Source organism: Nibrella saemangeumensis (assembly GCF_039541915.1).
GTDB lineage: Bacteria > Bacteroidota > Bacteroidia > Cytophagales > Spirosomataceae > Nibrella > Nibrella saemangeumensis.
In genome coordinates this window covers 223,844-246,634 of sequence record NZ_BAABHD010000021.1, presented here as the reverse complement: position 1 = coordinate 246,634, position 22,791 = coordinate 223,844, and the positions used below count along the sequence as shown (strand labels likewise).

The following is a 22,791-nucleotide window of genomic DNA, read 5'->3' as shown; positions in this document are numbered from 1 at the left end:
GATGCCCAGCTAAAACCTGAAACTTTGAACGTTAAACCTTAAACGCTAATAAATGCGCCCTTACATCCTGGCCGAAACCAACTGGAAACACATTCAGCAGCACCCCATCGACCTTGTTATTCTGCCCTGGGGAGCGACCGAAGCTCATAATTATCACATGCCCTACGCTACCGATGTCATCGAGGCTGACCATATAGCGGCCGAAGCGGCCCGACTGGCGTGGGAGCAGGGCGCTAAAGTGATGGTGTTGCCGACGATACCCTTTGGGGTCAATACCGGCCAGACGGACATCCTGCTGGATATAAATCTCTACCCCAGCACCCAGCGGGCTATCCTGAACGATATCATTGAAGTACTCGACCGGCAGGGTATCCGAAAACTGGTCATCCTCAACAGCCACGGCGGTAACGATTTCAAAACCATGATTCGGGAATTGGGAGTGAAATACCCAACAATGCTGCTCAGTACCTGCTCCTGGTTTCAGACGCTAAACAAGTCGGAGTACTTCGACGAGTTCAAAGGCGATCATGCCGATGAAATGGAAACCAGTCTGCTGCTCCACCTCCGCCCAGACCTGGTACTCTCCCTCGATGAAGCCGGCGACGGTAGGGCCAAAAAGTGGAAAGTCACCGCTTTTCGCGAGGGCTGGGCGTGGGCCGAGCGCAAATGGTCGCAGGTAACGGAAGATACCGGCATCGGTAACCCCAGACAGGCCACCGCCGAAAAAGGTAGACACTACTTTGACGATGTTACGCAGAAAATAGCCGGCTTTTTTGTGGAGTTGGCGAAGGCCGATCCGGCAGATTTGTATGAGTAGACCGGAATTGTATTCCGGTTCTCAATTGCCGCTAAAACCGGAATACAATTCCGGTCTGAACACACTGTCCGCCATAGGACAGGCGTTGTGTCCAATTGTCCGAATTTGGACATTAGTGAAAAGATAAGTAATTGATAATCAGTGCGCGGAAGTTTTGGCATTGTCTGTGCATTAAGATAGACAGCCTGCTGTAGGGCACTATCCACATCATAGAAAGAAGTATAGGTTAAGAAAACGTAGGAGAAGCCACCCCCGACATGAGGAGTGGCTTTTTAGTTTTTACCCGGTTGCGGGGTACGTCCGATCACTCGTCTACGGCCAAAATTGCGCCAAAAGCGTTCGTTCATTGGCGGGTAATTTGTACTTTAGGCACAAACCTGCCCCTGAATGCGCAAACCCCTGCCGACGTACCTGAGCAGCACCTTCTGGCCGGCCTTCAAAGCCTTTCTGATTGCCGCTTATCAGATTGGCCGTAACGCTGGTCTGCTGATCCTGACGCTGGTGGTGGCCGCTGTTGTTCTCCTTTTGCCCGATCAGGCTAAAGATATGATCGGAGCCGTGTTGTCGGCTTCGGTTGGTAATCCTCTCTTTGTTGGCATCCTGGCCGCCACAATCCTCTGGAGCTGGATGGTATATGGCGGTGCACGGGTCATTCTGCACATCACACCGAATGGCATTGACGCCGTATCCGCTGGGCTGGTATCTGTCGGACAGCGTAGCCCAGAACCTGCGCCAGGCGGCCCTCGATACAGCCATGTCGCCCAGAAACAAAGCTGTCGTTACGTTGTGTCAAGCCATTGGCCGTTAGAACTGGCAAGGAACACTTCGCCGTATAGGTGAGAGGAAAAGTAGGGTTTGCATGGGGTAAATAGACCTGTTTTCAGACTTTATCAGGAAAGTATCGGCAACAGACGGTCGTTTTTATCTCGTTCCGGGAAAGGGAAATCTGTACTTTTGTTAGTTTTCCTCCCAGACCCAAAGATGGAACATGACGGCTTATCGCCCATCGTTAACCCCAACGCTGTTTATGCATAAAATACCTCGATTACTTCGCTATAGTTTGGCCCTGGCCGGAGCCGGATGGCTTATAAGTCCGGTTGCTTTAGCCCAGTCGGCCGGCGAAGCTCTCCCCAGAATCCCCCTTGAACAGATAGCGAGTTTGCCCGGCAACTGGCAGCGAGCTGGTTCGCTCACCGTCGGGCCTACCCAGCCGACCCTGAAGACGCAGAGCGGTAACACCCTGCTGGTTGGTACACCGGGGCAACCGCTGATGCTGGTGAGTCCGGCCGGCGATTTTGCCATGCAGATGGAAGTGCTGATGACCGCTGGTGCCGGCGGTCAACTAACGCTACCCGACGGCTATACCGTTGGTCTCAATGATCCGAAAACCAGCAAAGCGCCCGGCCTGTGGCAAACGGTCGAAATTCGCTACCGGGCTCCGGTCGGTAACCGGTCGGCCATCCTCGAAAAACTGACCCTGAACGGCGTGACCCTACAGGAAGGCCTGGTGCTGCCCCGCAGCAGCCGGGCGGTTGGACCCGTGGCGCTGGCGGTGCAAAGTGGTTCGGCAGCTATCCGGAATCTGGGCTACCGGGCCCTGACCAATAAAGAGGTAGCCCGCTGGGTTGGCTCGATCAAATACACCATCTACGAAGGCGAAATCTTCAGTCGCGATGCCCTGGCCAACCGTAAAGTGCTGAAGGAAGATACTACCTCCATGCTGAGTTATGAAGTCGCCTATGGTCTGCCGGGTAATCGCTACGTAGTGCTGTACAATGGTAAACTGAACGTAACCGAAAATGAAACGTATCAGTTTGACCTGCAGGCCGGGGGGGTCGGCGGACTGTGGATCAATGGGAAATCATTGATACCGACGAGTGACGAGCGGCAATACCTCGGCAGTGGCAAAACGGTAAGAGTCCCCTTAACAGCCGGTACGCATGATGTGCAGGTGATGTTTACCCGCTCTTGGCCCCGGCCCGGTCTGGGTCTGTTTGTTTCCAAAGCCGACACGCGGCCGCAGCCGCTGCATACGCTGACGTCGTTACCGGAGCCCGATCCTGTTGGTGCCATTACAGTGCAGGCGGAGGCTAAACCTGAACTTGTTCGTTCGTTTGTGCAACTACCCGGCGAAAAGATGAAGCGGACGCACAGTCTGTCGGTGGGTACGCCGGCCGGTCTGCACTATACCGTAGACCTGAACCAGATGGCGCTCATTCAAGCCTGGAAGGGCGACTTTGCCGATGTAACCGAAATGTGGCACGAACGCGGAGAGCCGCAACTGCTCCGGCCCATCGGTACGAATGTGTACCTGCCCGGCCAGTCACCCCTGATGGCACTGAACAGCGATCAGGCTGCCTGGTCTGATAGCCTCGGCGAAAATGTGTTGAAATATCAAGGCTTAACCATCGATAAACAGGGAATGCCCGTTATGGAATACAAGCTGGCGGGCGTAACCGTTACGGATGCCATCCGGCCGGAAGGTGGCGCGCTGACGCGGACACTGAATCTGACCGGTAGTGCCACCGCGCCGGTATATTGCCGGATTGCGGCTGGTTCTTCAATAGAAGAAGTAGGAAAAGGGGTATACGCCGTCAACGACCGTAGCTATTACGTGCGTCTTGATCCGAAAGCCAAACCACGCGTCCGGCAAAGCGGAAATAAGCAGGAGTTGCTGCTGCCGGTGGCGATGAAGAACAGCACCGGTTCGGTCCAGTACTCTATTCTTTTCTGATGAAAATGGTGGAAAACTCGATTACCTGGGCCGACTTCGAGAAAATAGAGATATTGACCGGTACCATTGTGCAGGCGGAGAATTTTCCGGAGGCCCGGAAGCCGGCTTATAAACTGACGATTGACTTCGGACCGAACGGTATCCGCCGGTCGTCGGCGCAACTGACCAGCTTGTACCAGCCGGACCAACTGACCGGCATGCAGATTGTAGCGGTGGTGAATTTCCCGCCCAAACGCATCGCCGGCTTTGACAGCGAATGCCTGGTGCTGGGCGCGGTCGCCGACGATGGCACTGTCACCCTGCTGCAAACCGAGCGTCCTACCGCCAACGGAATACGAATTGCCTAATTTGCAACGACAAATCAGCATGAAAAAAATACTTGCTTTTTCTTTAACCTCCTTACTGGTATCCTCCCTGGCGCTGGCGCAGACCAAGCCGTTGACCGAGGAAGATTATTACCGGATCATTACCCTGCCCGTGCCGGAGGGTGTTAGCCTTGAAGTAGGCGGTCTGGCACCGTTGCCTGATGGGCGGCTGGCGGCCTCTACGCGCCGGGGTGAAGTCTGGCTGATCAGCAACCCGTACATGCAGGGCAGTCGCGTACCGACTTTCAAACGGTTTGCCTATGGCCTGCACGAGCCGCTGGGTCTGCTGTACCGGTCCAACAAAAATGCTAATGCCGGCGGCAAAGAGCCGGGCTGGTATTTCCTCTGCACCCAACGGGGCGAAGTAACCAAGCTGATGGATACCGACGGGGATGAAGAGGCCGACGAGTACCGGTCGTTCTATAAATGGCCCCTGTCGGGTAACTACCATGAATACTCCTATGGCCCGGTGCTGTTGCCGGACGGTGATATGGTGATTACCCTTAATCTCGGCTGGATTGGTTACGGTGCCAGTCTGGCGAAATGGCGCGGCTGGATGCTGAAACTGAATGACAAGGGCGAAATGACTCCCTGGGCTACGGGTTTACGTTCGCCGGCCGGTTTCAACGTACTGCGCGACGGATCTATCTTCTACACCGAAAACCAGGGCGACTGGGTAGGCTCCGGCCGGATGACGCACCTGACCAAAGGCGCGTTTGCCGGTAACGTCGGAGGGTTGCGGTGGTCGGGTGAACCGGGTTCTCCGCTGACGCTGAAACCGCAGGACGTACCCAGTACGGGTAAGCCCATGCACGAGGTTGCCAAGTCGGTGCCGAATCTGAAGGTCCCTGCTATCTGGTTTCCGCATACGCTGATGGGGATCTCAACTTCCGATATACAGGAAGATACTACGAGTGGAGCCTTTGGTCCGTTTACCGGCCAACTGTTTGTGGGTGACCAGGGGCACAGCAAGATCATGCGGGTAGCACTGGAGAAGGTAAATGGCGAATGGCAGGGTGCCTGCTTTCCGTTCCGCGAAGGGTTCCAGTCGGGTATCCTGCGTATGGTCTGGGGCGTCGATGGCTCCATGTTTGTGGGCATGACCAACCGCGGCTGGGCCTCTACCGGCAAGGCGCCGTTTGGCATTCAGCGGCTGGTATGGACGGGTAAAACACCGTTCGAGATGAAGACGATCCGCTCCATGCCTGATGGATTTGAGATCGAGTTTACCACGCCCGTCGACCGCAAAACCGCCGAAAGTCCAGATTCATACTCGCTGAACAGTTTCACCTATAAGTACCACCGCTCTTACGGCAGTCCCATTGAAAGCGCAAAAGCGGTGCCCATCCGGGGCGTTGTTGTTTCGGCCGATGGCCTGAAGGCTCGTATTGTAGCCGATACCTTACTGCGGGAAGGATACATTCACGAAGTAAAAGCCGAAGGCGTGCGTTCGGCTGGTGGTTTGCCGGTGCTGCACCCCACTGGTTATTACACGCTCAACGCCATTGCGCCGGGCGAAAAGCTGACCATTGCTTCTGCCCGCAAGCACGATCACAGTGCCATGAATGCGATGGCTTCTACGGCCGATGCCGGGAGTACGGAGCGCGGAGCCAAGAGCAAGGCAACCCCAGTCGGTCGCGCAACCACCGGCAAGCCCCAGGCCGCGAAGCGCATCACCGAACAGCCGGCCGACTGGACCAGCGGACCGGATCAGACCATTTCACTGAGCACCCGACCGGGGTTGAAGTTTGATAGGGAAAAGGTAGAGGTGAAAGCCGGCAGCCGCGTAAAGTGGGTATTCAACAACAACGACGATATGCTGCACAACTGCGTGATTGTGAAGCCGGCGACGGCTAACAAAGTCGGCAACGACGCCATGAAGCTGAACTTGAACGGCCCCAAGATGCAGTATGTGCCGAACGCACCGGAGGTGTTGTACCATACCAACCTGCTCCAGCCCGAGACGGCCGAGGCTATCTACTTTGTAGCCCCCACTGAGCCAGGCGAGTACCAGTACGTCTGTACCTTCCCCGGTCATCACACGCTGATGCAGGGGATTCTGAAGGTAGTGAAATAGTACAGCGGAATGCAATTCCGTGGCACACACAGGCCGGCTACCGGACTCTTGGGTCTGGTAGCCGGCTTTTTTTTGTTATTTGCATGAAAAAACCGGATGAAGCGTTATAAAGCCAGTTATCAATAAAACTATAAGTCAAACCAAAGTGACTGACCGGCTTCTATATCCACTCCTATTTCTCTTTTTTTCGCAACTTCTTTCTTCCCGCGCCCACGCCCAGCGCGATACATCGCACTACCGGACAGTACCCGTGCCGGCACACTTGCGGCCCATTGAGCGGGCGGTTGGCTCTTCGGCCCTGGGTAGCGTCTATTATTACGGTGGTAAGCGCCTTACGTCACCCCACTCGCTGGAGGTGCCTTTCTTTGAACTGAATGACCCAATGGTCAACCGTCACTACCGCAACTACCGAACCTGGACCACGGTCAGCCGGCTGACCGCCGTTGTGCCACTGCTGTATGTGTTTACCCGGAACACCTCCGCCCGGCTTAACAGCCGGGAGTACTGGGCGATCTATTTTGGGTCATTGGGTGCATCGCTCGGGTTTACCATTATTGGGAATACCCAGGTCAACAAAGCGGTGATGCGGTATAACCAGATGCTGCGGCAGTCGCGGCTGGGGGTTTCGGCCGTACCGACTCCTCTGGGAGGGACAGCCGTTGGCATTGGCTACTCAGGAAGTTTTTGAGCGTTTAGCCATTTTAATTTGTAAATTTATCAGGTGAAGAAGCAGCGTCACGTTACATCAGGAAATGTATGCTGGACGAAGGGCCAAACCTATACAAGGATAAGCTTGTCTACCGGGAATTATTTTCGGAAGACGAAGCTCGCCTGTTTGCCCGGCCGGAACGTCAGCTCCCCACAACCTTCGTTGCGTACGCTTCTGTCGTAGCTTCGTTTATATTTGCCCTTATTTTGGTTTTTTCCCATCGGCAGGAACGCGACAGGAAGGCCTCCTCTACGATCAGTCAGTCGGATTCCCTGGCGCATAAGCGGGTAAAGCCAGTAAAATTTAACCAACCGAGTGTACCCCTAAATCGATGAAACAAATTATTACCTTATTGCTGGCGGGTGGCCTGACGGCTACGGCTTCCGCCCAGACTACCGTTGTGCGTGACCCTCAGATTGAACAGATGATCCGCGAAGTGTCGGCCGACAGCCTCCGGGCTCATATCAACGGCTTAGTGAGTTTTGGTACCCGTCATACCCTCAGTAATACCACCGACGCGAAGCGCGGCATCGGTGCTTCACGGCGCTGGGTCCTCGGTAAGTTTCAGCAATATGCCAAACAGTCGGGTGGCCGCATGACCGCCATGATCGACAGCTGGACGCTCCAGCCCGACAACCGGCGGATTGATAAGGCGGCCGACATGGGGAATGTGATGGCGACGCTGAAAGGCACCGACCCCAATGATAACCGAATTTTCCTGGTCAGCGGTCATATCGACAGCCGCGTGACCAACGTAATGAACCGCGAAGCGGACGCGCCCGGTGCCAACGACGATGGTTCCGGTACAGCCGCTGTCATCGAACTGGCGCGGGTAATGAGTAAGTATCAGTTCCCCGCGACGATCATCTTTGTAGCCGTGAGCGGAGAGGAGCAGGGCCTACTCGGTGCTGAACACCTGGCCGAGAAAGCGAAGACGGAAAACTGGAGCCTGGAGGCCCTGCTGAACAACGATATTATGGGCTCCAACCATAGCAACGAAACCAACATTATCGAAAATACCAAGCTTCGGATCTTCAGCGAAGGATTGCCGGCTTTCCAGACCGCTGAGCGGGCCGCCAACATCCGGCAGTATGGCAACGAAAACGACGGGAAGTCGCGCCAACTGGCCCGTTACGTAAAAGAAGTGGGGGAACGCTATGTCGACAATCTGGACATCGTCCTGATTTACCGGAATGACCGTTATCTGCGCGGGGGGGATCATACGCCGTTTGTAACGCGGGGCTTTCCGGCCGTGCGGATTACGGAGATGAACGAAAACTACAACAACCAGCACCAGGATCTGCGCGTAGAGAATGGCGTTGAATACGGCGATTACGCCAAACATATGGATTTCGAGTACCTCCGTAAGAATACCAGTGTTAACCTGGCGTCGCTGGCCAACCTGGCCAAGGCTCCGGCGGTTCCGCAGACGGTGACGATAGACGTTCGGAACCTGACTAACTCGACCGCGCTGTACTGGCAGGCGCCCAAAAGCGGTAAGGTGCGGGGTTATTACGTACTGATGCGCGAAACGAACTGGCCCTACTGGCAAAAAAAGTTCTTTACCACGAAACTGGGTATAACACTGCCTTATTCAAAGGATAACTACTTCTTCGCCGTTCAGGCCGTCAGCGAAGACGGCAACGAAAGTTTGCCGGTGCTGCCACAACCGAACCTAAGATAGCGTATAGTAGCTTATTTGGGTAAGGTAAGTAAAGCATATTGTTTTTTTTGTACCTTTCCTTCGTTCACACATTTTTCACTGCTGAAACAGCTTTTTGCTTATGAAACGTTTATTGCTGATGTTGAGTCTGGTCATTACAGCATTTGTACTGGACTCCTGTACGAAAAGTAAAGATCCGGAGCCTGTGCCGGTAGTAGGCTCCTGGAAGTTAGATAGAATTCGGACCAGTGGGTTTACGGGTGCCTTTGCTAACCTCAACGGGGATAATGATCCGGGCGTATTTGACTACCAGGACAGCTTTACGGTAAAAGCGGATAAGTCTTTCACTGGTACAGTTCGTAACAGTGGACGGGTGATTGATTACAAGGGTAACTGGGAGTTTACCAACAACGAACTGTCGCTGAAAGATGAGCAGGGCAATGAAGACAAATACACGCTGGATAATACGGCGACACCGGTTCAACTCCTTTCGCAGGCTATAGCCCAGGAGGACTCGCTGCGTAATCCGACAACCGGGGCTGCTCAGTTGGTACGTTACAACCTTCAACTGGTTTACACCAAACAATAGCCGTCTACGGACTGCTGCATAAAAAAGCGCCGGCGAATCTCGCCGGCGCTTTTTTATGGCATTATTCTGCGTTACTTTACTCCACCGTCTTTACGTTATCATCCGACACCCGGTCAATGAGCTTGTTGTACGGATCGATACCCGCTTTGGCAGGTTTGCCCTTTACAACGAACTCCAGCGTGTGCTCGCCTGGTGCCAGCCAGTGCTTTTTCAGGTAAAGCGGTACCTTACGGGTCATTCCCTTCTCGTTCTTTGTGTCAGGACCGAAGATGCCGATCTCGATCAGGTCCCGGTCCTTGCTTTGACTGGTTTCCTTACCGCCTTTGTCGTAATACAGTTTTTTGGTCTGCACCGTCAGCTTCACCTTATATTGATCGTTTTGCATTGGCTGCGACTCGGCTTTGGTGATCCGGTTTTCGTACAGCGTGATCGTCTCAAAACTGTCTTTCAGGTAATACCGCAGCGAGTCGGGCGTGGCAGCCTGGATGAAGCTGTACCACTCGCGGGAGGTGGTAAACGGCGGCTGCTGCCGGAACGCGGCTTTTTGGACATAATCCTTTAAAGCTTTGTTGAGCCGGGCTTCGCCGATCAGATCCTGCAGGCCGTACAGCACCAGCGAGCCTTTATCATACCATACATAGGCACGGGTGTCGTTGTCCAGCAGCGTTTCCTCAAACTTATCTTCGTTGGAGCGGCCGCGCAGGTAGCGGTCCAGCGAATACTTCAGCCGGTTCTGCATCACATCTTCACCGTAAGTCTTCTTCAGCACCATCAATGATGAATACTCCGCCATCGACTCCGAAATCTGGTTAGCCCCGCGGGTATTGCTCGGCATAACCTGGTGCCCCCACCACTGGTGAGCCACTTCATGAGCCGTTATATAGTAGGCATAATCGGTTTTGTCGGGGTTGCGGAAGTCGGCCATCCAGCCGAAACTCTCCGAATACGGCACTGTGTTTGGAAACGACTGCGCAAAACCGGCATAGCGCGGAAACTCCAGAATACGCATCTGTCGGTACTGGTACGGACTGAAGTTCTGATTAAAGTAATCCATAGATGCCTTTATGGAGGCCACATAGCGGTCCAGGTTGCGGGTATGGGTTGGATGATGAAAGATTTCGATATTCACCATCCGGCCGTCCGGCCCTTTCCATTGGTCACGCTTCAGGGCATACCGCGCTGAACTGACGTTCATGAACAGGTCCATGGGTCCCTCCATTTTGTAAGCATAGTATTTGCGGCCGTTTTCCGTCCACTCGCGCTGCCGGTATCCCGGCAGAATAGCAATCTGGTCGGGCGCGGTGCTGACCGTCCCCTCAAACGTAATCCAGTCGGCGTCCTGCGTAAACAGGAAATTGTTCAGCCCCCAGGGGTCTGTATGGGCAGGAGCCTGGTACTGCTTGACCGGCAGACCATATTTTTTGCGGTATTTGTCGCTGGTGAGTTCGCCATTGGTGCTATATGCCAGGCTGGGGAACACCTGGGCGTCGAAAAAGGTGCCGTTTTCGACGATTTCCCGATTCAGCCCGCTGTTGGTGAAACCTTTGGGCTGGGCGGTAATGGTCATGGCCATTTTCAGACTATCGCCCGGCATCAGCGTTTTCGGCAATTGATAAATGTAGTAGCGGTGCTTATCATCGCCCATCAGCAGTTTAGGGCTTTGGCCGTCGATGGTAAACTGCTCCGTTTTGGCGTGCAGGTACTGCGGAGAGCCATAGTTCAGGTGCAGCGAGTCGAGCGGCCGACCAGTTTTGTTCACCATCATAAATAAACCCTGCATCCGCATCCGACGCTCCTCCGGCACCAGATCAATGGCTACTTTCAGGCTGCTGACCTTCGGCCGGGCTACCCGTTCGTAGCGACTGTACTTCTTTTCGTAATCGGCCTGCTGCTCCCGCGATTCATCGGCGGTCCGGTAGGTGTTCAGCACACTAACATTGTAATAGATATACGCGCCGGCTCCGATCCAAACCAGCAGAAAAACGGCCAGGGCGGTTGTGGTAATGCCGTTCAGCCGCGACTTAGCCAGTTTCCAGCGGGTTTTGGCGCTGCTCTCCGAACCCCGGTTCCAGAACAGATTTCCCAACACCAGCAGCACCGCCCCAAACGCCAGCCAGTACAGATTGAACCAGAACAGCGGCTGCCCGAAATGCCCAAAGCCGTTCATGTCGGAGATGCGGTAGTTGGGCGTGTAGCTGTAGAAAAACAGGTTATAATCCAACTCGGCAAAACTCCGCAGCCCGAACAACAAGATCCAGATGCCAATGGTGATGATGTGCCCGGTAAATTTGCTGTTCACCAGTATATGCACAAAGAAGGCCAGCATCAGCAGTTGCAGGTACTCCGGAAACTCAATCAGATAAAGGTCGGTGAAATATTTGCCGAATTCGTAGTTGAAATACCCTTTCAGCGTCTGGTTCAGCACCCCGCTCACGATCACCAGGTTCACCAGCAGAAAACACACGCCCGCCAGCGCCAGGAACTTGGAGCCGTAGCTGAGCCAGTTGGGTACCGGCAGCGCATCGGCAATATTGTCGAACCGGACGGCCTTGTCGCGGTGAACCGACTCGCCGGTGTAGAAGATGATCAGGATAAAGACAAACAGGATGTAGTTGAAGTCTTTAGCCTCGATCATGTAATAGGTAAGCGGCAGCGATGGCGTACCAAAACTCTGATCGGCAAACCAGCCGTCGAGGAACAAAAACAGGCCTCCACCCAGCATAATGGCCCAGAAGTACATATCGCGAACGATATTGGTAAACTCCAGCCGGGCCAGTCGCAGCATATGACCGATGTACGCGCCATCGGTGTAGATCTTCTCCGCAACGGGCAGCGAAAGCAACGATTTGGGGGCCGGCACCGTACCGGTGGCTTCCCCTTTGGACTTGCCCAGCCGCACGGCCAGAAAATGCTGGAAGTTGAAGCGGTACAGCGTAAACAAAAGGACCAGCAGGCCCAGCCCACCCCAGATCAGCCGGTTTTTCAGCAGATTGCCTGCCAGGGGTACGGTCAGGGTATTTTGCTCCACCGGCGTCCAGTATTTGGTGGCATCGATAAAGGTGGTCAGCGCGAAGGGGTCGAGCAGGCTGACCAGCTCTTTGTTGTCGAGGTCTTCGGCCAGCGTATTGGCTACCAGGTAGCCGATAAACAGCAGCAGGCTACCGGCGTAGGTAACAAAAATGTTGCGGGTCAGCGCCACCAGACCGAAAAACAGGCTGCCGGTAAAAAACATCGTTGGCACCACAAAGACCAGCAGCGGCTGAACGTATTCCCAGAAGTTAACCGGCCCGAAGCGCTCAACGTTGTCGGCCAGGTTAAACACCGGCCCCAGCACCGACCCGGCGGCAATACCCAGACAGGCGAAGGCCATAATAAAAACCAGCACCAGAAACGAACCCAGGTAGCGACCCAGCAGGTAACCCCGCTCCGAAATGGGGTAGGTAAAGAAATACGAGCGGGTGTTGTGTTCGATATCGCGGTAGACTGGTACGCCCATCACCGCCGAACTGATCATGGTGGCGAAAATGCTGATGATCGTCAGCATATAGGCGATACCATAGGGCGAGTTGACGTTGGTTTTCTCGGAAGCCGGGCCGCTGCCGTAGATGATGTTGATGAACGTAAACAGAAACAGAATGGCCCCGTAGAGGTAGGTAGCCGGGCGTCTCAGGCGGTATGCCAGCTCGAAACGGAAGATTTCAGCAAACATAAAATAGCGTTTGGGGTGGGTGGGGATAGCGCGTCAGGCGACAACGGCCGCTTTCTTACCGGCGGTAATTTTAGAGAAATACACATCTTCCAGGTCGGCCTCTACCGGCTCAAAATCCAGCGGCTGGGTTTCGTTGTGAACGTGGATCTGCGTCCTGCCGGCTTTTAGCTGGGTAGAGATGACCTGATAGTCGTTGCGGTAGGCTTCCAGCTCTGCTTTTTCGATGGTTTTGCGCCAGATTTTCCCCTGCAGGTCGGCCACGAGATCGGCCGGGTGTCCTTCGGCAATTACCTCGCCCAGGTTAATAATGGCCATGGCCGAGCAGAGGTTCGTGACATCTTCCACAATATGGGTCGACAGAATCACGATGGTGTTCTCACCAATTTCGCTCAGCAGGTTGTGGAAACGGTTACGCTCGGCAGGGTCGAGGCCGGCGGTTGGTTCATCAACGATAATAAGGCTGGGGTTGCCGATCAGGGCCTGGGCAATGCCGAAGCGCTGTTTCATACCACCCGAGAAGGTGCCCAGGTTTTTCTTCCGGACGTGCATCAGGTTTACTTTTTCCAGCAGGGCTTCGACCACCGTTTTCCGCTCTGACCGGTTGGCAATGCCTTTCAGACTGGCGATATGGTCGAGCATGGTTTCGGCCGTCACCTTCGGATAGACGCCAAACTCCTGGGGCAGGTACCCTAACAGCTTGCGGACGTCGTGCTTCTGCCGGAGCACATCAATGGTGCCGGCGGGGGTATCTTCCAGCACAATCTGGCCGTGGTCGGCTTCCTGCAGGGTGGCAATGGTGCGCATCAGCGACGACTTACCCGCGCCATTGGGGCCCAGCAGGCCAAACATACCCTGCGGAATGGTTAAGGAGACATCGTGCAGGGCCCGGACGCCGTTGGAGTACGTCTTATTTAGGTTAGTAATGGTGAGTTTCATGGGGTAAGTGATTGGGGAATAAAAAGTTAGTGGCTAAAGAAAAGAAAAATAACCTGAAAACGACAGCCCTAAATCGTGAACGGTTCAAACAAACGGACAAACGGTCAGGATGGGTAAGCCGATAGGAAATCAAAACGTAAGGTATGTACACTGAAAATATCATTGCTAATGGCCTTTCCATAAATACCGGAGAGGAGTAGATGAAAGCCAAATTTTTAATATTTATATTTTTATTTTGATAGATAGTTAATTTTAGAACTAATATTTTGAATTTTTTAAGAATATGCTTATAAATAGCTTTAAAAATTAAGTTTTTTTTAAAAATTACCTATTTTCGAAACTATTGAGCGTTGCCGATAGAGTAGTGGGAAATAATAAAATGTCATCGTAATATAGTACAATAAATTTATCACAACATGAACCACTCTATCAACCGCCGGGACTGGCTTCGTAACAGCGCGCTCCTGGCTACCGGCTTAAGTACCGGACTGAGTCAATGGAACCCGGCGCTCCCGGCTGCTGTCCGCCAGGAGCAGGCTTTCGTGAAGGAGTTTGCAGCCCTGGGTGAAGACTTACCGGTATTGCGGGCGCGTCTGTTTGCTAACGAAAATCCGCACGGCATTTCGCCGAAAGCCCGAGAAGCCCTAATCAAAGCCATTGACGTCGGGAACCGCTATGCGTTTCGGGAAGGGTCTATGCTTCGGGAGATGATCGCCGTGAAAGAGGGGATCAAGGAGGAGAATCTAATGCTTTGCGCGGGTTCATCGGAGTTACTGATGACGGCGGCCCTGTTCTTCACCGGCCGGGGTGGCAAAATCCTGACGAGCCGGCCTACCTACGACGACCTGCTCGAATGCGCCAGTGCCTTCAACGCAGAAATTGTGTCGGTACCGCAGACAACGGAGCACCGGTATGATCTCAACGCCATGAAAGCTAAACTGGCGACAACCGATGGTGTGAAACTCGTCTATATCTGCAACCCGAATAACCCAACGGGCACTATCCTTTCGCCCGATGAACTGACCGCTTTCTGCAAGGAAGTATCCCCAAAAGTGCCGGTGTTCGTCGACGAAGCCTATATCGACTTTTTGGCCCCCGCCGACCGGCCGAACCTGGCTAAGCTGGTTACGGAGGGATACAACATCATACTGGCCCGCACCTTCTCTAAAATTCACGGGTTTGCCGGACTGCGCCTGGGCTACGGGATGGCACCGGCCAAACTGGTTAAGGAAATAAGTGCCTACAACCGGGGTGAGTACGAAATCAGCGTAACCACCATTACCGCCGGTATGGCCAGCTATCAGGATCAGGACTGGCAGAACTTCTGCCGGACCGAAAACGCCAAAGCCCGCGAGGTGCTGTATAAAGGATTGAAGCAACTGGGCTACGAGTATGTGCCCTCGTACACCAATTTCGTGCTATTCCCGATCCGGATGAAGACCAAAGCGTTTGCTGAGCAGATGTTCCGTAACGGCGTTGGTACGCAGACCCGCGATTTTGATAACCAGCCCTGGTGCCGGGTCAGCATCGGCACCGTCGATGAGATGAACATCTTCCTGGATGCCTTCAAAAAAGTAACCTCCTAATCAGTGACTGCTGCTGCATGTCCGTCATTCATGCTGTGGCTGTCAGTAATTATCCAACTATGACGCGACGCGACTTTATCCAATCAACGAGTACCGGCTACGCCAGTCTGATGGCGTGGGGGTTATTGCGGTCGGCTCCGGCCGAAGCGTTTGCTCTGTCGCCCAATGGCATACAGGATGGCAAAGCCCGTAAGGTAATCATTCTGGGTGCCGGTCTGGCGGGTCTGGCTACTGCCTACGAACTTGGTAAACTGGGCTACGACTGTACCGTGCTGGAAGCCCGCAGCCGCTCCGGTGGCCGGGTCTGGACGGTGCGGGGTGGTACCAAAGAAACCGAACTCGGCAGTGCGGAACAGACCTGCCGGTTTGAAGACGGCCTGTACTTCAACGGTGGGGCGGCTCGCATACCGCATCACCACCAGCTTACAACGCATTACTGCCGGGAGCTGGGCGTACCGCTGGAAATCTTCAACGGGGCCAACGAGGCCGCCTGGCTGTACAATGAGGGTGGCACCGGACCGCTCGCCAACAAACGCATGCGCATTAAGGAGTACCACAACGACATGCGCGGCTACACCAGCGAACTGCTCACCAAAGCCCTCGATCAGTCGGTTCTCGACCAGCAACTGACCAAAGAGGATGTCGAAAAACTGGTTGATTTTTTAAAGAACGAAGGAGACCTCAATACCGCAAAACTATACAAAGGAACCAACCGCCGGGGTTATAAAATTGAACCCGGTGCCGGCCCCGTTGCCGGTGAACTGACCGATCCCTATGGCCTGACTGACCTGCTGCACTCCGGCTTTATGCAACCCGTGTTCTACAACGTCGGCGAATACGTATATGAGCAACAGACAACGCTGTTGCAGCCGGTGGGCGGGATGGATGCGATTCCGAAAGCATTTGAAAAGAAGCTGACCGGCAAAATCCTGTTCAACGCCCCGGTGAAAGAACTCCGCAAAACTGAATCGGGCGTGCGGGTCGTGTACACCCAAAACGGCAAACCGGCCGAGCTTACCGGCGAGTTCTGCGTCTGTACACTGCCGCTGCCGGTCCTGAAAAACCTGGACTCCGACCTGTCCGGAACGGTGAAGCGGGCCGCTGATTTTGTGCCGTACATCAAGACCGGCAAGATCGGCCTGCAGTTCAAGCGCCGGTTTTGGGAAGAAGACGAAGGTATTTACGGCGGTATCTCCCGCAGCAACATGGACATTAACCAGATCTGGTACCCATCGTTCGGGTTTATGGGTAAAAAGGGAGTACTGATCGGCTACTATAATTTCTACAGCCGTGCCGAAGCGGTAGCTAATCTGCCCATCAACGGCCGTGAAAAACTGGCGCTGGAGCAGGGGGGTAAGATTCACCCGCAGTACGCGCAGGAGTTCGATAATTCCTTCTCACTGGCCTGGCACAAAATTCCGTACAACGAAGGCGGTTGGGCGCTGTACGACGACGCTGTTCGCCGGAAATATTATTCAGCGCTAACGGAGCCCGACGGCAACATCTATTTCGCCGGAGAGCATACCACCTACCTCACCGCCTGGATGGCCGGTGCCCTGACCTCCGCCCGCCGGACTGTCGAAAGCATCCACGCCCGTGTGGGTCAGTACACGAAAAAGTAAACTACAACCAAGCTATGAGACACATCAACCGCCAACTACCAACTCTTCTGCTTTTCCTCTGTGCTGTCATTGTAAACCAGTTCGCTAGTCAGCGCGTCTGGGCGCAGGCTGCCAGCGCGGGCATGACCCTCGATCAACTGAAGGCTATTAAAGAGATTAAAATTGGTAATCTGGAGAAAGATACCTACTTCAAAGCCGGGGGCTACATCCTGGACCGCTACGAAGAACGGCCGGCTTACGTCTTCAACTACAGCGACGGTATTCCCCGAAAGATCTACCTCTATAAGGTATACACGGCTGCCGACACTAAAGAACTGGGCCTGCTGGCCATTTACCAGAACGGCAAAACCAACCAGACAATGCCCTTCGTGATTCCCGGTGCTACCGCCGACCGCAAGGCGTGGGATGCCTACATTGACGACCTGAAATATGTAGGCGAAAAAGAAGCCGGTCTGATGTCGGCGCTGGGCTTTGTGCTGTCGCGGGAGATGGCCCTGCTGATGGGCGGTGGCGGCCCCAAGGAAGAAGGGGGCGATAAAAAGAAAGAGGAATACAACTTCTGTTTCCCCCCCCATGCCCAGGTCTCCCTCGCCAACCGGCAGACCAAAGCCATTCAGGACATTAAACCGGGCGATGCGGTGATGGCGTACGCTAATGGCCGGATGGTAACGACACAGGTGCGCGAAGTGCAGGTACACGAAGCGCAGGATGTTGCTATCACCGCCGTGTGGTTGACGGCCAGCGAAGAGGTAACGGCGTCAACCCGCGCCGGGTTGACGGCCCCCATACTGCTGGAAGCCACGGCCAATCATCCGGTGCTGACGGCCACCGGCCAGAAGCGGTTGGGCGATCTGCGGAAAGGAGATATGCTGTACCGGTATGATGAGGCTTCAACGGCTGTTGTGGTCTGGACCGTAGCCGATGTGCAGGCGGGGGCACGGACGGTGAAAACCGTGTATAACCTCGTTACAGAACAAGGCAGTTTCGTCGTCAGCGACTTTGTTGTCCTGGACAAATAAGCATTAAAGAGTTTACACTTCGTCGATAGAGCCGGCCAGCCCGAAAGGGCTGGCTTTGCTTTTGTCTAACGTTCATTAAACAATTTGGCTGGACAACGAGTAAGGTAGGTGTATTGACCCAGAACATAGATGGCGCTACCGGAATAAGTGGACCGGCGTTGCGCCATACTCAACGTTAAGAAAAAATGAATGTCCGTTCTTCAGATACCTACTGGGTTTCCAGCGACCCGGTACAAACCTATTATCCCCCCCTTCAGGAGCCGGTTGACTGCGATGTGCTGATTATCGGCGGAGGGATCACCGGAGCGCTGGTTGCTTACGAACTGGTTGAAGCCGGGATCAGGACCGTGCTGATTGATAAGCGGGGAATCGCACAGGGCAGCACGGCCGCCAGTACTGCCCTGATCCAGTATGAAATGGACGTTCCCCTCCACCAGCTCATCGACCAGATTGGCGAAGAGGATGCCGTGCTCAGTTATAAACTTTGCCTCCGGGCGCTCGACCGGCTAACCGGAATTGCCAAAAAACTGAACTTCGCGGGAAAATTCCACCGGCGCGAAAGTCTGTACTTTGCCGCTCAACAGAAGGATGTCGACGAACTAAAGCAGGAGTGCGAAACCCGGAGCCGGTACGATTTTCCGGTAAGCTGGCTCGACAAGCCGGCGCTTTTGCGGCAGTTTGGCCTGGCGGCTGAGGGCGGCATCCTGTCGTCGGTGGGGGCCGAGCTTGATCCATTTGCCTTTACCCAGGCCCTGTTACACTATTTAACCGAACAGGGACTACGGGTTTTTGCGCATACGGCAGCTGCGGAACTGACGTATCGGAAACAGAACGTGGAGGTGCAAACGGGTCAGGGACTGATCATTACCGCCAAAAAAGTCGTGTATGCTACTGGCTATGAAGTACCGGAGCGGCTGGTCGAGGTGAACGACATTACCATGCTCAGCACATACGCCCTTGTGACGGAGCCAATCCCCCATTTGCCCGAGCGGGTGAAGAATGCCGTTCTGTGGGATACCGCCGATCCATACTTTTATGCTCGTACCGTAGGCGGCAACCGCCTGCTGATCGGTGGGGGAGACGAAGACCTGCTCGAGGCCGGCCAGCGGGATGCACTCATTCCCCAAAAGCAGCAGCAGCTTCTTGACCGCTTTAGCGAGTTGTTTCCGGACCTGCCCGCCACGGCGGAACTGACCTGGGCCGGCACCTTTGCCGAAACCAAGGACGGGTTACCCTACATCGGTGAGCATCCGCGCTATCCCCACAGCTACTACGCCCTGGGGTTTGGCGGCAACGGCATTACGTTCAGCACAATTGCCGCTACCGTTATCCGCAACCTATACCAGAACGGCCATTGCGACTACGCCCGGCTATTTCGGTTTGGACGGTGAGGAGGAATGATTGAGTGAATGAATTAAAGAATGACTGAATAAAAATTACTTTGTTGACAGTTTTTATTCAATCATTCTATAATTCATTCACTCTTTATCATATAGACCGGTGTTTCCTGAAAACGCGAAGCAACAACCACTTTAGTACCGCTGGTGTGAGCTTTGAACAGGTCCATGGCTACCTGCGGGCAGTTATTGTCTTTCGACAGGTGGGAGAGCAGCACATGGCTCATATACGCCGGCCGGTGCGTTTTGAAGAGTTCCAGCGCTTGCTGGTTGGAGAGGTGTCCCTGACCGCCCCGGATGCGTTGCTTCAGGAAATAAGGATATCTGCCGTGCTCCAGCAGGTCCTCGTCATAGTTAGCTTCCAGAAAAGCGGCATGGCACTGTCGGAAGTGGTCAATTACGTTGTCGCAGGCAATACCAATATCGGTAAATACGCCGACGCGGGTATCCTGGTAAGTAATCAGAAAACTATGCGGGTCTGAGGCATCGTGCTGCTTTGGAAAAGCCGTGATGCAGAGGTCGCCGATCCAGACGGGAGCCGAACTCCGTAGCGGACGAATAGGAAATCGGTCCTCGGGCAGTCGGCACTGCTGCAAGGTACGGGGCGTAACATAAACCGGCAACTGGTATTTTCTCGCCAGCATGCCAATACCGCGAATATGGTCGGTATGTTCGTGAGAAATAAAAACAGCCTTTACCGTCTGGAGCGATAGCGATAGCCGTTCCAGACGCCTTTCGATCTCCCGACAGGAGATTCCCGCGTCGATCAGAACCGCTTCCTGCTCATTGCCAACATAATAGCAGTTTCCGTTGCTGCCAGAGTTCAGGGAGGTAATAAATAGGGGCATAGAACTACAAAGAAACGGCTTTTTTAGCACTTTTTCTCTATAAATCAGAGCCCGTACGACAGAAAGCCACCGTCCACCGCCAGCGTCTGGCCCGTGATGTAACCGGCAGCCGGCAGGCAGAAAAATACCGCGGCCGCGGCTACTTCTTCGGGCTCTCCCACGCGCTTCATCGGAGTCCGGCGCAGAATACTCTCCAGTCGTTCCGGGTTAGTCAGTACCGGCTCCGCCAGGGGAGTCCGGATGTACCAGGGCGCCACGGCATTGACCCGGATGTTGTCGGCCGCCCACTCCACCGCCAGGTTACGCGTCAGTTGGTTCAGTGCGGCTTTCGATACACCATAGGGCGACCCACTGCCGACATGTGTCATGCCCGCTACCGAAGAAACAAACACAATGCTGCCTTGGCCGGAGGCTTTCAGCAGCGGATAAGCGGCCTGACTCAGTTCAAACGCCGAGCGCAGGTTGGTATTTATGATATGCTCGAACTCGTCCGGGCTGTAGTCAATGGTCGGCCGTCGGATGTTGGTGCCAGCGTTATTGATCAGGATATCCAGGCGGCCCCACTGCTCCTGAACGGCTTCAATTACCTGCCGGGCCACACCCGGCCGGCTTACATCGGCCGCCATACCGTCTACGGGGCAGCCGTCTTCCTGATAGGCCGCTACCTGCTGTTGCAGTAGTTCGGCGTTACGGGCCACAATGAATACTTCGCAGCCCCGGTCCAGCAGGGTTTTTACAATAGCTTCGCCGATCCCTTTGGTGCCGCCGGTGACCAGCGCCCGCCGGCCGGTAAGTTGCCAGTTTATGAGGTTCATAACAGAGTGACAGGTTATCTCCCGCAGTAGCCGGGAGGGTACGCAGCGGCTAAGTTACGCAGCAACGTTACTTTCGCTGCAAGACAATCGCTTTATCTGAGCCTAAGTCCTGCGGACCGACCCAAATACCCCCTTTGAAGTCCGGCATCAGGCGGCTTTGCCCTGTCCATATGTCAACGATCCGAACGGTATAATCCTGCTTTGGCGTATTCAGAATGGGCGTTCCCGACTGCACGTATAACAGATACTGACTGTTGTCGGGGTTGGCGAGGCAAAGGGTGCCGTGATGGGTAAGGGCGTTGTTCGGCGCCATTCTCCAGTAGTCGACGGAGGTGAACACATCGTACATGACCCCGTAGTAGTGCAGCATAATCATGGTCGAGTCGCCCCGGCCGTTGATCCAGCCACCCCCGGTATTGTTACCGGCGCAGCTACCGCGGTCGGCCCGCTCGCCGGTGGTCTGGTAGCCGCCGGCCATGCAGATCTCCCAGGCCAGCCGGGTGCGGGTTTTGGCGTCGCGGCCGGGCGCTACTTTTTTGCCCATCGGCCCGCAGCCCCATTCGGGGTAATGGTCTTCGTAGCCGTACTCTTCGTTGATCTGCGGCTTGGGTACGCCGGTCTGCGCCTGCTGCTGCCGGTTGCTCAGCATCTTGTAATAGCCACCGCACTCGTCCCAGTCCTGCGTCATGGCAAAATCGGTCCAGGCCGACGCCCGGAACGGAAAACTGCCGTGGCCGTGGATCGAGGTCAGGTGCTTATACGGGTCACGCTCGCGGAGGTAGCTGCCCATCTGCTCGGCCCAGGCTTCGTTGCGGAAGAGGTGATATTCGTTGGTAACGTCCCACATTACGTTGGAGAAGGCCCCGAACCGGTTCACGGCGTAGCGGTAGTAGCGCTTCTCGTCCTCCCCACCCATATTGGCTTTCCTGAACGGATCGGAGCCGTGGTCCATACCATCTACGTAAAAGATCAGCGAGACATTGACATTCCGCTCACGGGCAAACGCCAGCATCCGATCAATGCGCTGCCAGTGGGCGACATTGTAGCGGGTAACGTCGAAGCCGGGTGTGTCGAGGCTGGTAGGATCTTTGGCGACCCAGGGGTTCAGTTTCAGGGTAAACTCGTCACAATCCTGCACCATCGGCTCGGCCCAGCGGTCACCACCCGGCTGGCGGCCGTTGATAACCACCCGAATGCGGTTGATTTTCAGTTTGGCCAGCCGGTCGATGGCGTCGCGGATGGTCTGTTCGTTTTTCCAGCCCATCAGCCAGTAGGTAGTCGTGCCGTTCCAGAAATAATGCTCGCCGGTGCCTTCCCAGATAAAATGGTATGGATGCTGTGGGTCAACGCGAACCATACCTTTGCGCCCGGCTGGCACCGCCGTCAGCGAACCAGCGTATTGAATGAATTTTCCGTTGTACTGGCCCCGGATGGTAAACCGGTAGGTACCGGGTCGGGTAGGCATAAAGCGCACCCGGTGCAGCGACCCATCCTGTGCGTCACAAAACCCCTCTACCCGAACCGAATCGCCGGATTCGTGCCGAAACGTACCGGTAAGGGGGACCTCGGTAAAGGGATTACCGGCGCGGAAGGCCGGCAGGCGGAGGGTAACTTCGGCGTAGTCATACACATCTACCTTGTCGCGTTGCAGGGCAAAGGCATTTTGGGGCAGACGCTGGGCAAGAAGCGGGTGGGACAACAGACAAAGAACAAGCAGGTGAAGAGACTTCATAACTTTTCAGGTACGGCAGGTAACACGAACTGCTGGAATCGCTTTAATAGAGTTTACGGCGTAAACATAGAAAATTCCGTGTAAATGTGTGGGTGGCTCTGTTAGGCCTGTCTGTAGTTTGAAGAACGGCAGGACCTTACAAGCAAAAAGCCCCGACGAATGCCGGGGCCACT

At 54.7% G+C, this 22,791-nt stretch carries 17 protein-coding genes; 12 read left to right on the top strand and 5 right to left on the bottom strand.

Going from position 1 to position 22,791, the window contains the following annotated elements; translation table 11 throughout:
- The first annotated feature begins 52 nt into the window (after positions 1–52).
- The 8 genes from ABD949_RS07830 (at position 53) to ABD949_RS07795 (ending at position 8,954) form a co-directional block, all read left to right on the top strand.
- Positions 53–817, top strand: coding sequence for a creatininase family protein (locus ABD949_RS07830; RefSeq protein WP_345242256.1), 765 nt, complete (start codon positions 53–55; stop codon positions 815–817).
- 387 nt (positions 818–1,204) lie between these two features.
- A complete protein-coding gene (locus tag ABD949_RS07825; RefSeq protein ID WP_345242254.1) occupies positions 1,205–1,657 on the top strand; it encodes a hypothetical protein in 453 nt (150 codons plus the stop codon).
- Positions 1,658–1,844: 187 nt separating this feature from the next.
- Positions 1,845–3,551 (top strand): PA14 domain-containing protein, encoded by a 1,707-nt coding sequence (locus tag ABD949_RS07820; RefSeq protein WP_345242252.1) that lies wholly within the window; start codon positions 1,845–1,847, stop codon positions 3,549–3,551.
- Between the two features lie 5 nt (positions 3,552–3,556).
- Positions 3,557–3,898, top strand: a complete 342-nt coding sequence (locus ABD949_RS07815; protein WP_345242345.1) for a tRNA-binding protein — start codon at positions 3,557–3,559, stop codon at positions 3,896–3,898.
- Between the two features lie 19 nt (positions 3,899–3,917).
- On the top strand, positions 3,918–5,993 hold the full coding sequence (locus ABD949_RS07810) for a plastocyanin/azurin family copper-binding protein (RefSeq protein WP_345242251.1): 2,076 nt from the start codon (positions 3,918–3,920) through the stop codon (positions 5,991–5,993).
- A gap of 145 nt (positions 5,994–6,138) precedes the next feature.
- Entirely contained in the window at positions 6,139–6,681 is a 543-nt protein-coding gene (locus ABD949_RS07805) for a hypothetical protein (RefSeq protein ID WP_345242250.1), read from the top strand.
- Between the two features lie 352 nt (positions 6,682–7,033).
- On the top strand, positions 7,034–8,386 hold the full coding sequence (locus tag ABD949_RS07800; RefSeq protein ID WP_345242248.1) for a M20/M25/M40 family metallo-hydrolase: 1,353 nt from the start codon (positions 7,034–7,036) through the stop codon (positions 8,384–8,386).
- A 100-nt stretch (positions 8,387–8,486) separates the two neighbouring features.
- Positions 8,487–8,954 (top strand): lipocalin family protein, encoded by a 468-nt coding sequence (locus ABD949_RS07795; protein WP_345242246.1) that lies wholly within the window; start codon positions 8,487–8,489, stop codon positions 8,952–8,954.
- Between the two features lie 76 nt (positions 8,955–9,030).
- On the opposite strand, the gene ABD949_RS07790 is transcribed toward ABD949_RS07795, so the two are convergent.
- Both ABD949_RS07790 and ABD949_RS07785 read right to left on the bottom strand, forming a co-directional pair.
- Positions 9,031–12,663, bottom strand: a complete 3,633-nt coding sequence (locus ABD949_RS07790) for an ABC transporter permease/M1 family aminopeptidase (RefSeq protein WP_345242244.1) — start codon at positions 12,661–12,663, stop codon at positions 9,031–9,033.
- Between the two features lie 33 nt (positions 12,664–12,696).
- A complete protein-coding gene (locus ABD949_RS07785; protein ID WP_345242242.1) occupies positions 12,697–13,599 on the bottom strand; it encodes an ABC transporter ATP-binding protein in 903 nt (300 codons plus the stop codon).
- Between the two features lie 416 nt (positions 13,600–14,015).
- Here ABD949_RS07785 and ABD949_RS07780 point away from each other — a divergent pair, with 416 nt between their 5' ends.
- From ABD949_RS07780 to ABD949_RS07765, 4 genes are all read left to right on the top strand, one after another.
- Positions 14,016–15,185: a pyridoxal phosphate-dependent aminotransferase gene (locus ABD949_RS07780; RefSeq protein WP_345242240.1), complete on the top strand. Its 1,170-nt coding sequence runs from the start codon at positions 14,016–14,018 to the stop codon at positions 15,183–15,185.
- A gap of 59 nt (positions 15,186–15,244) precedes the next feature.
- Positions 15,245–16,807: a flavin monoamine oxidase family protein gene (locus ABD949_RS07775; RefSeq protein ID WP_345242238.1), complete on the top strand. Its 1,563-nt coding sequence runs from the start codon at positions 15,245–15,247 to the stop codon at positions 16,805–16,807.
- Between the two features lie 14 nt (positions 16,808–16,821).
- A complete protein-coding gene (locus tag ABD949_RS07770; protein ID WP_345242237.1) occupies positions 16,822–17,826 on the top strand; it encodes a Hint domain-containing protein in 1,005 nt (334 codons plus the stop codon).
- 185 nt (positions 17,827–18,011) lie between these two features.
- Positions 18,012–19,217 carry an NAD(P)/FAD-dependent oxidoreductase gene (locus ABD949_RS07765; RefSeq protein ID WP_345242235.1) on the top strand — a complete coding sequence of 402 codons (1,206 nt, stop codon included), beginning with the start codon at positions 18,012–18,014 and terminating at the stop codon, positions 19,215–19,217.
- Between the two features lie 83 nt (positions 19,218–19,300).
- On the opposite strand, the gene ABD949_RS07760 is transcribed toward ABD949_RS07765, so the two are convergent.
- The 3 genes from ABD949_RS07760 to ABD949_RS07750 form a co-directional block, all read right to left on the bottom strand.
- Positions 19,301–20,071 (bottom strand): MBL fold metallo-hydrolase, encoded by a 771-nt coding sequence (locus ABD949_RS07760; protein ID WP_345242233.1) that lies wholly within the window; start codon positions 20,069–20,071, stop codon positions 19,301–19,303.
- 44 nt (positions 20,072–20,115) lie between these two features.
- A complete protein-coding gene (locus tag ABD949_RS07755) occupies positions 20,116–20,886 on the bottom strand; it encodes an SDR family oxidoreductase (protein WP_345242231.1) in 771 nt (256 codons plus the stop codon).
- 67 nt (positions 20,887–20,953) lie between these two features.
- Complete coding sequence (locus tag ABD949_RS07750; RefSeq protein WP_345242229.1) at positions 20,954–22,618, bottom strand: apiosidase-like domain-containing protein; 1,665 nt, start codon at positions 22,616–22,618, stop codon at positions 20,954–20,956.
- Positions 22,619–22,791 lie beyond the last annotated feature (173 nt).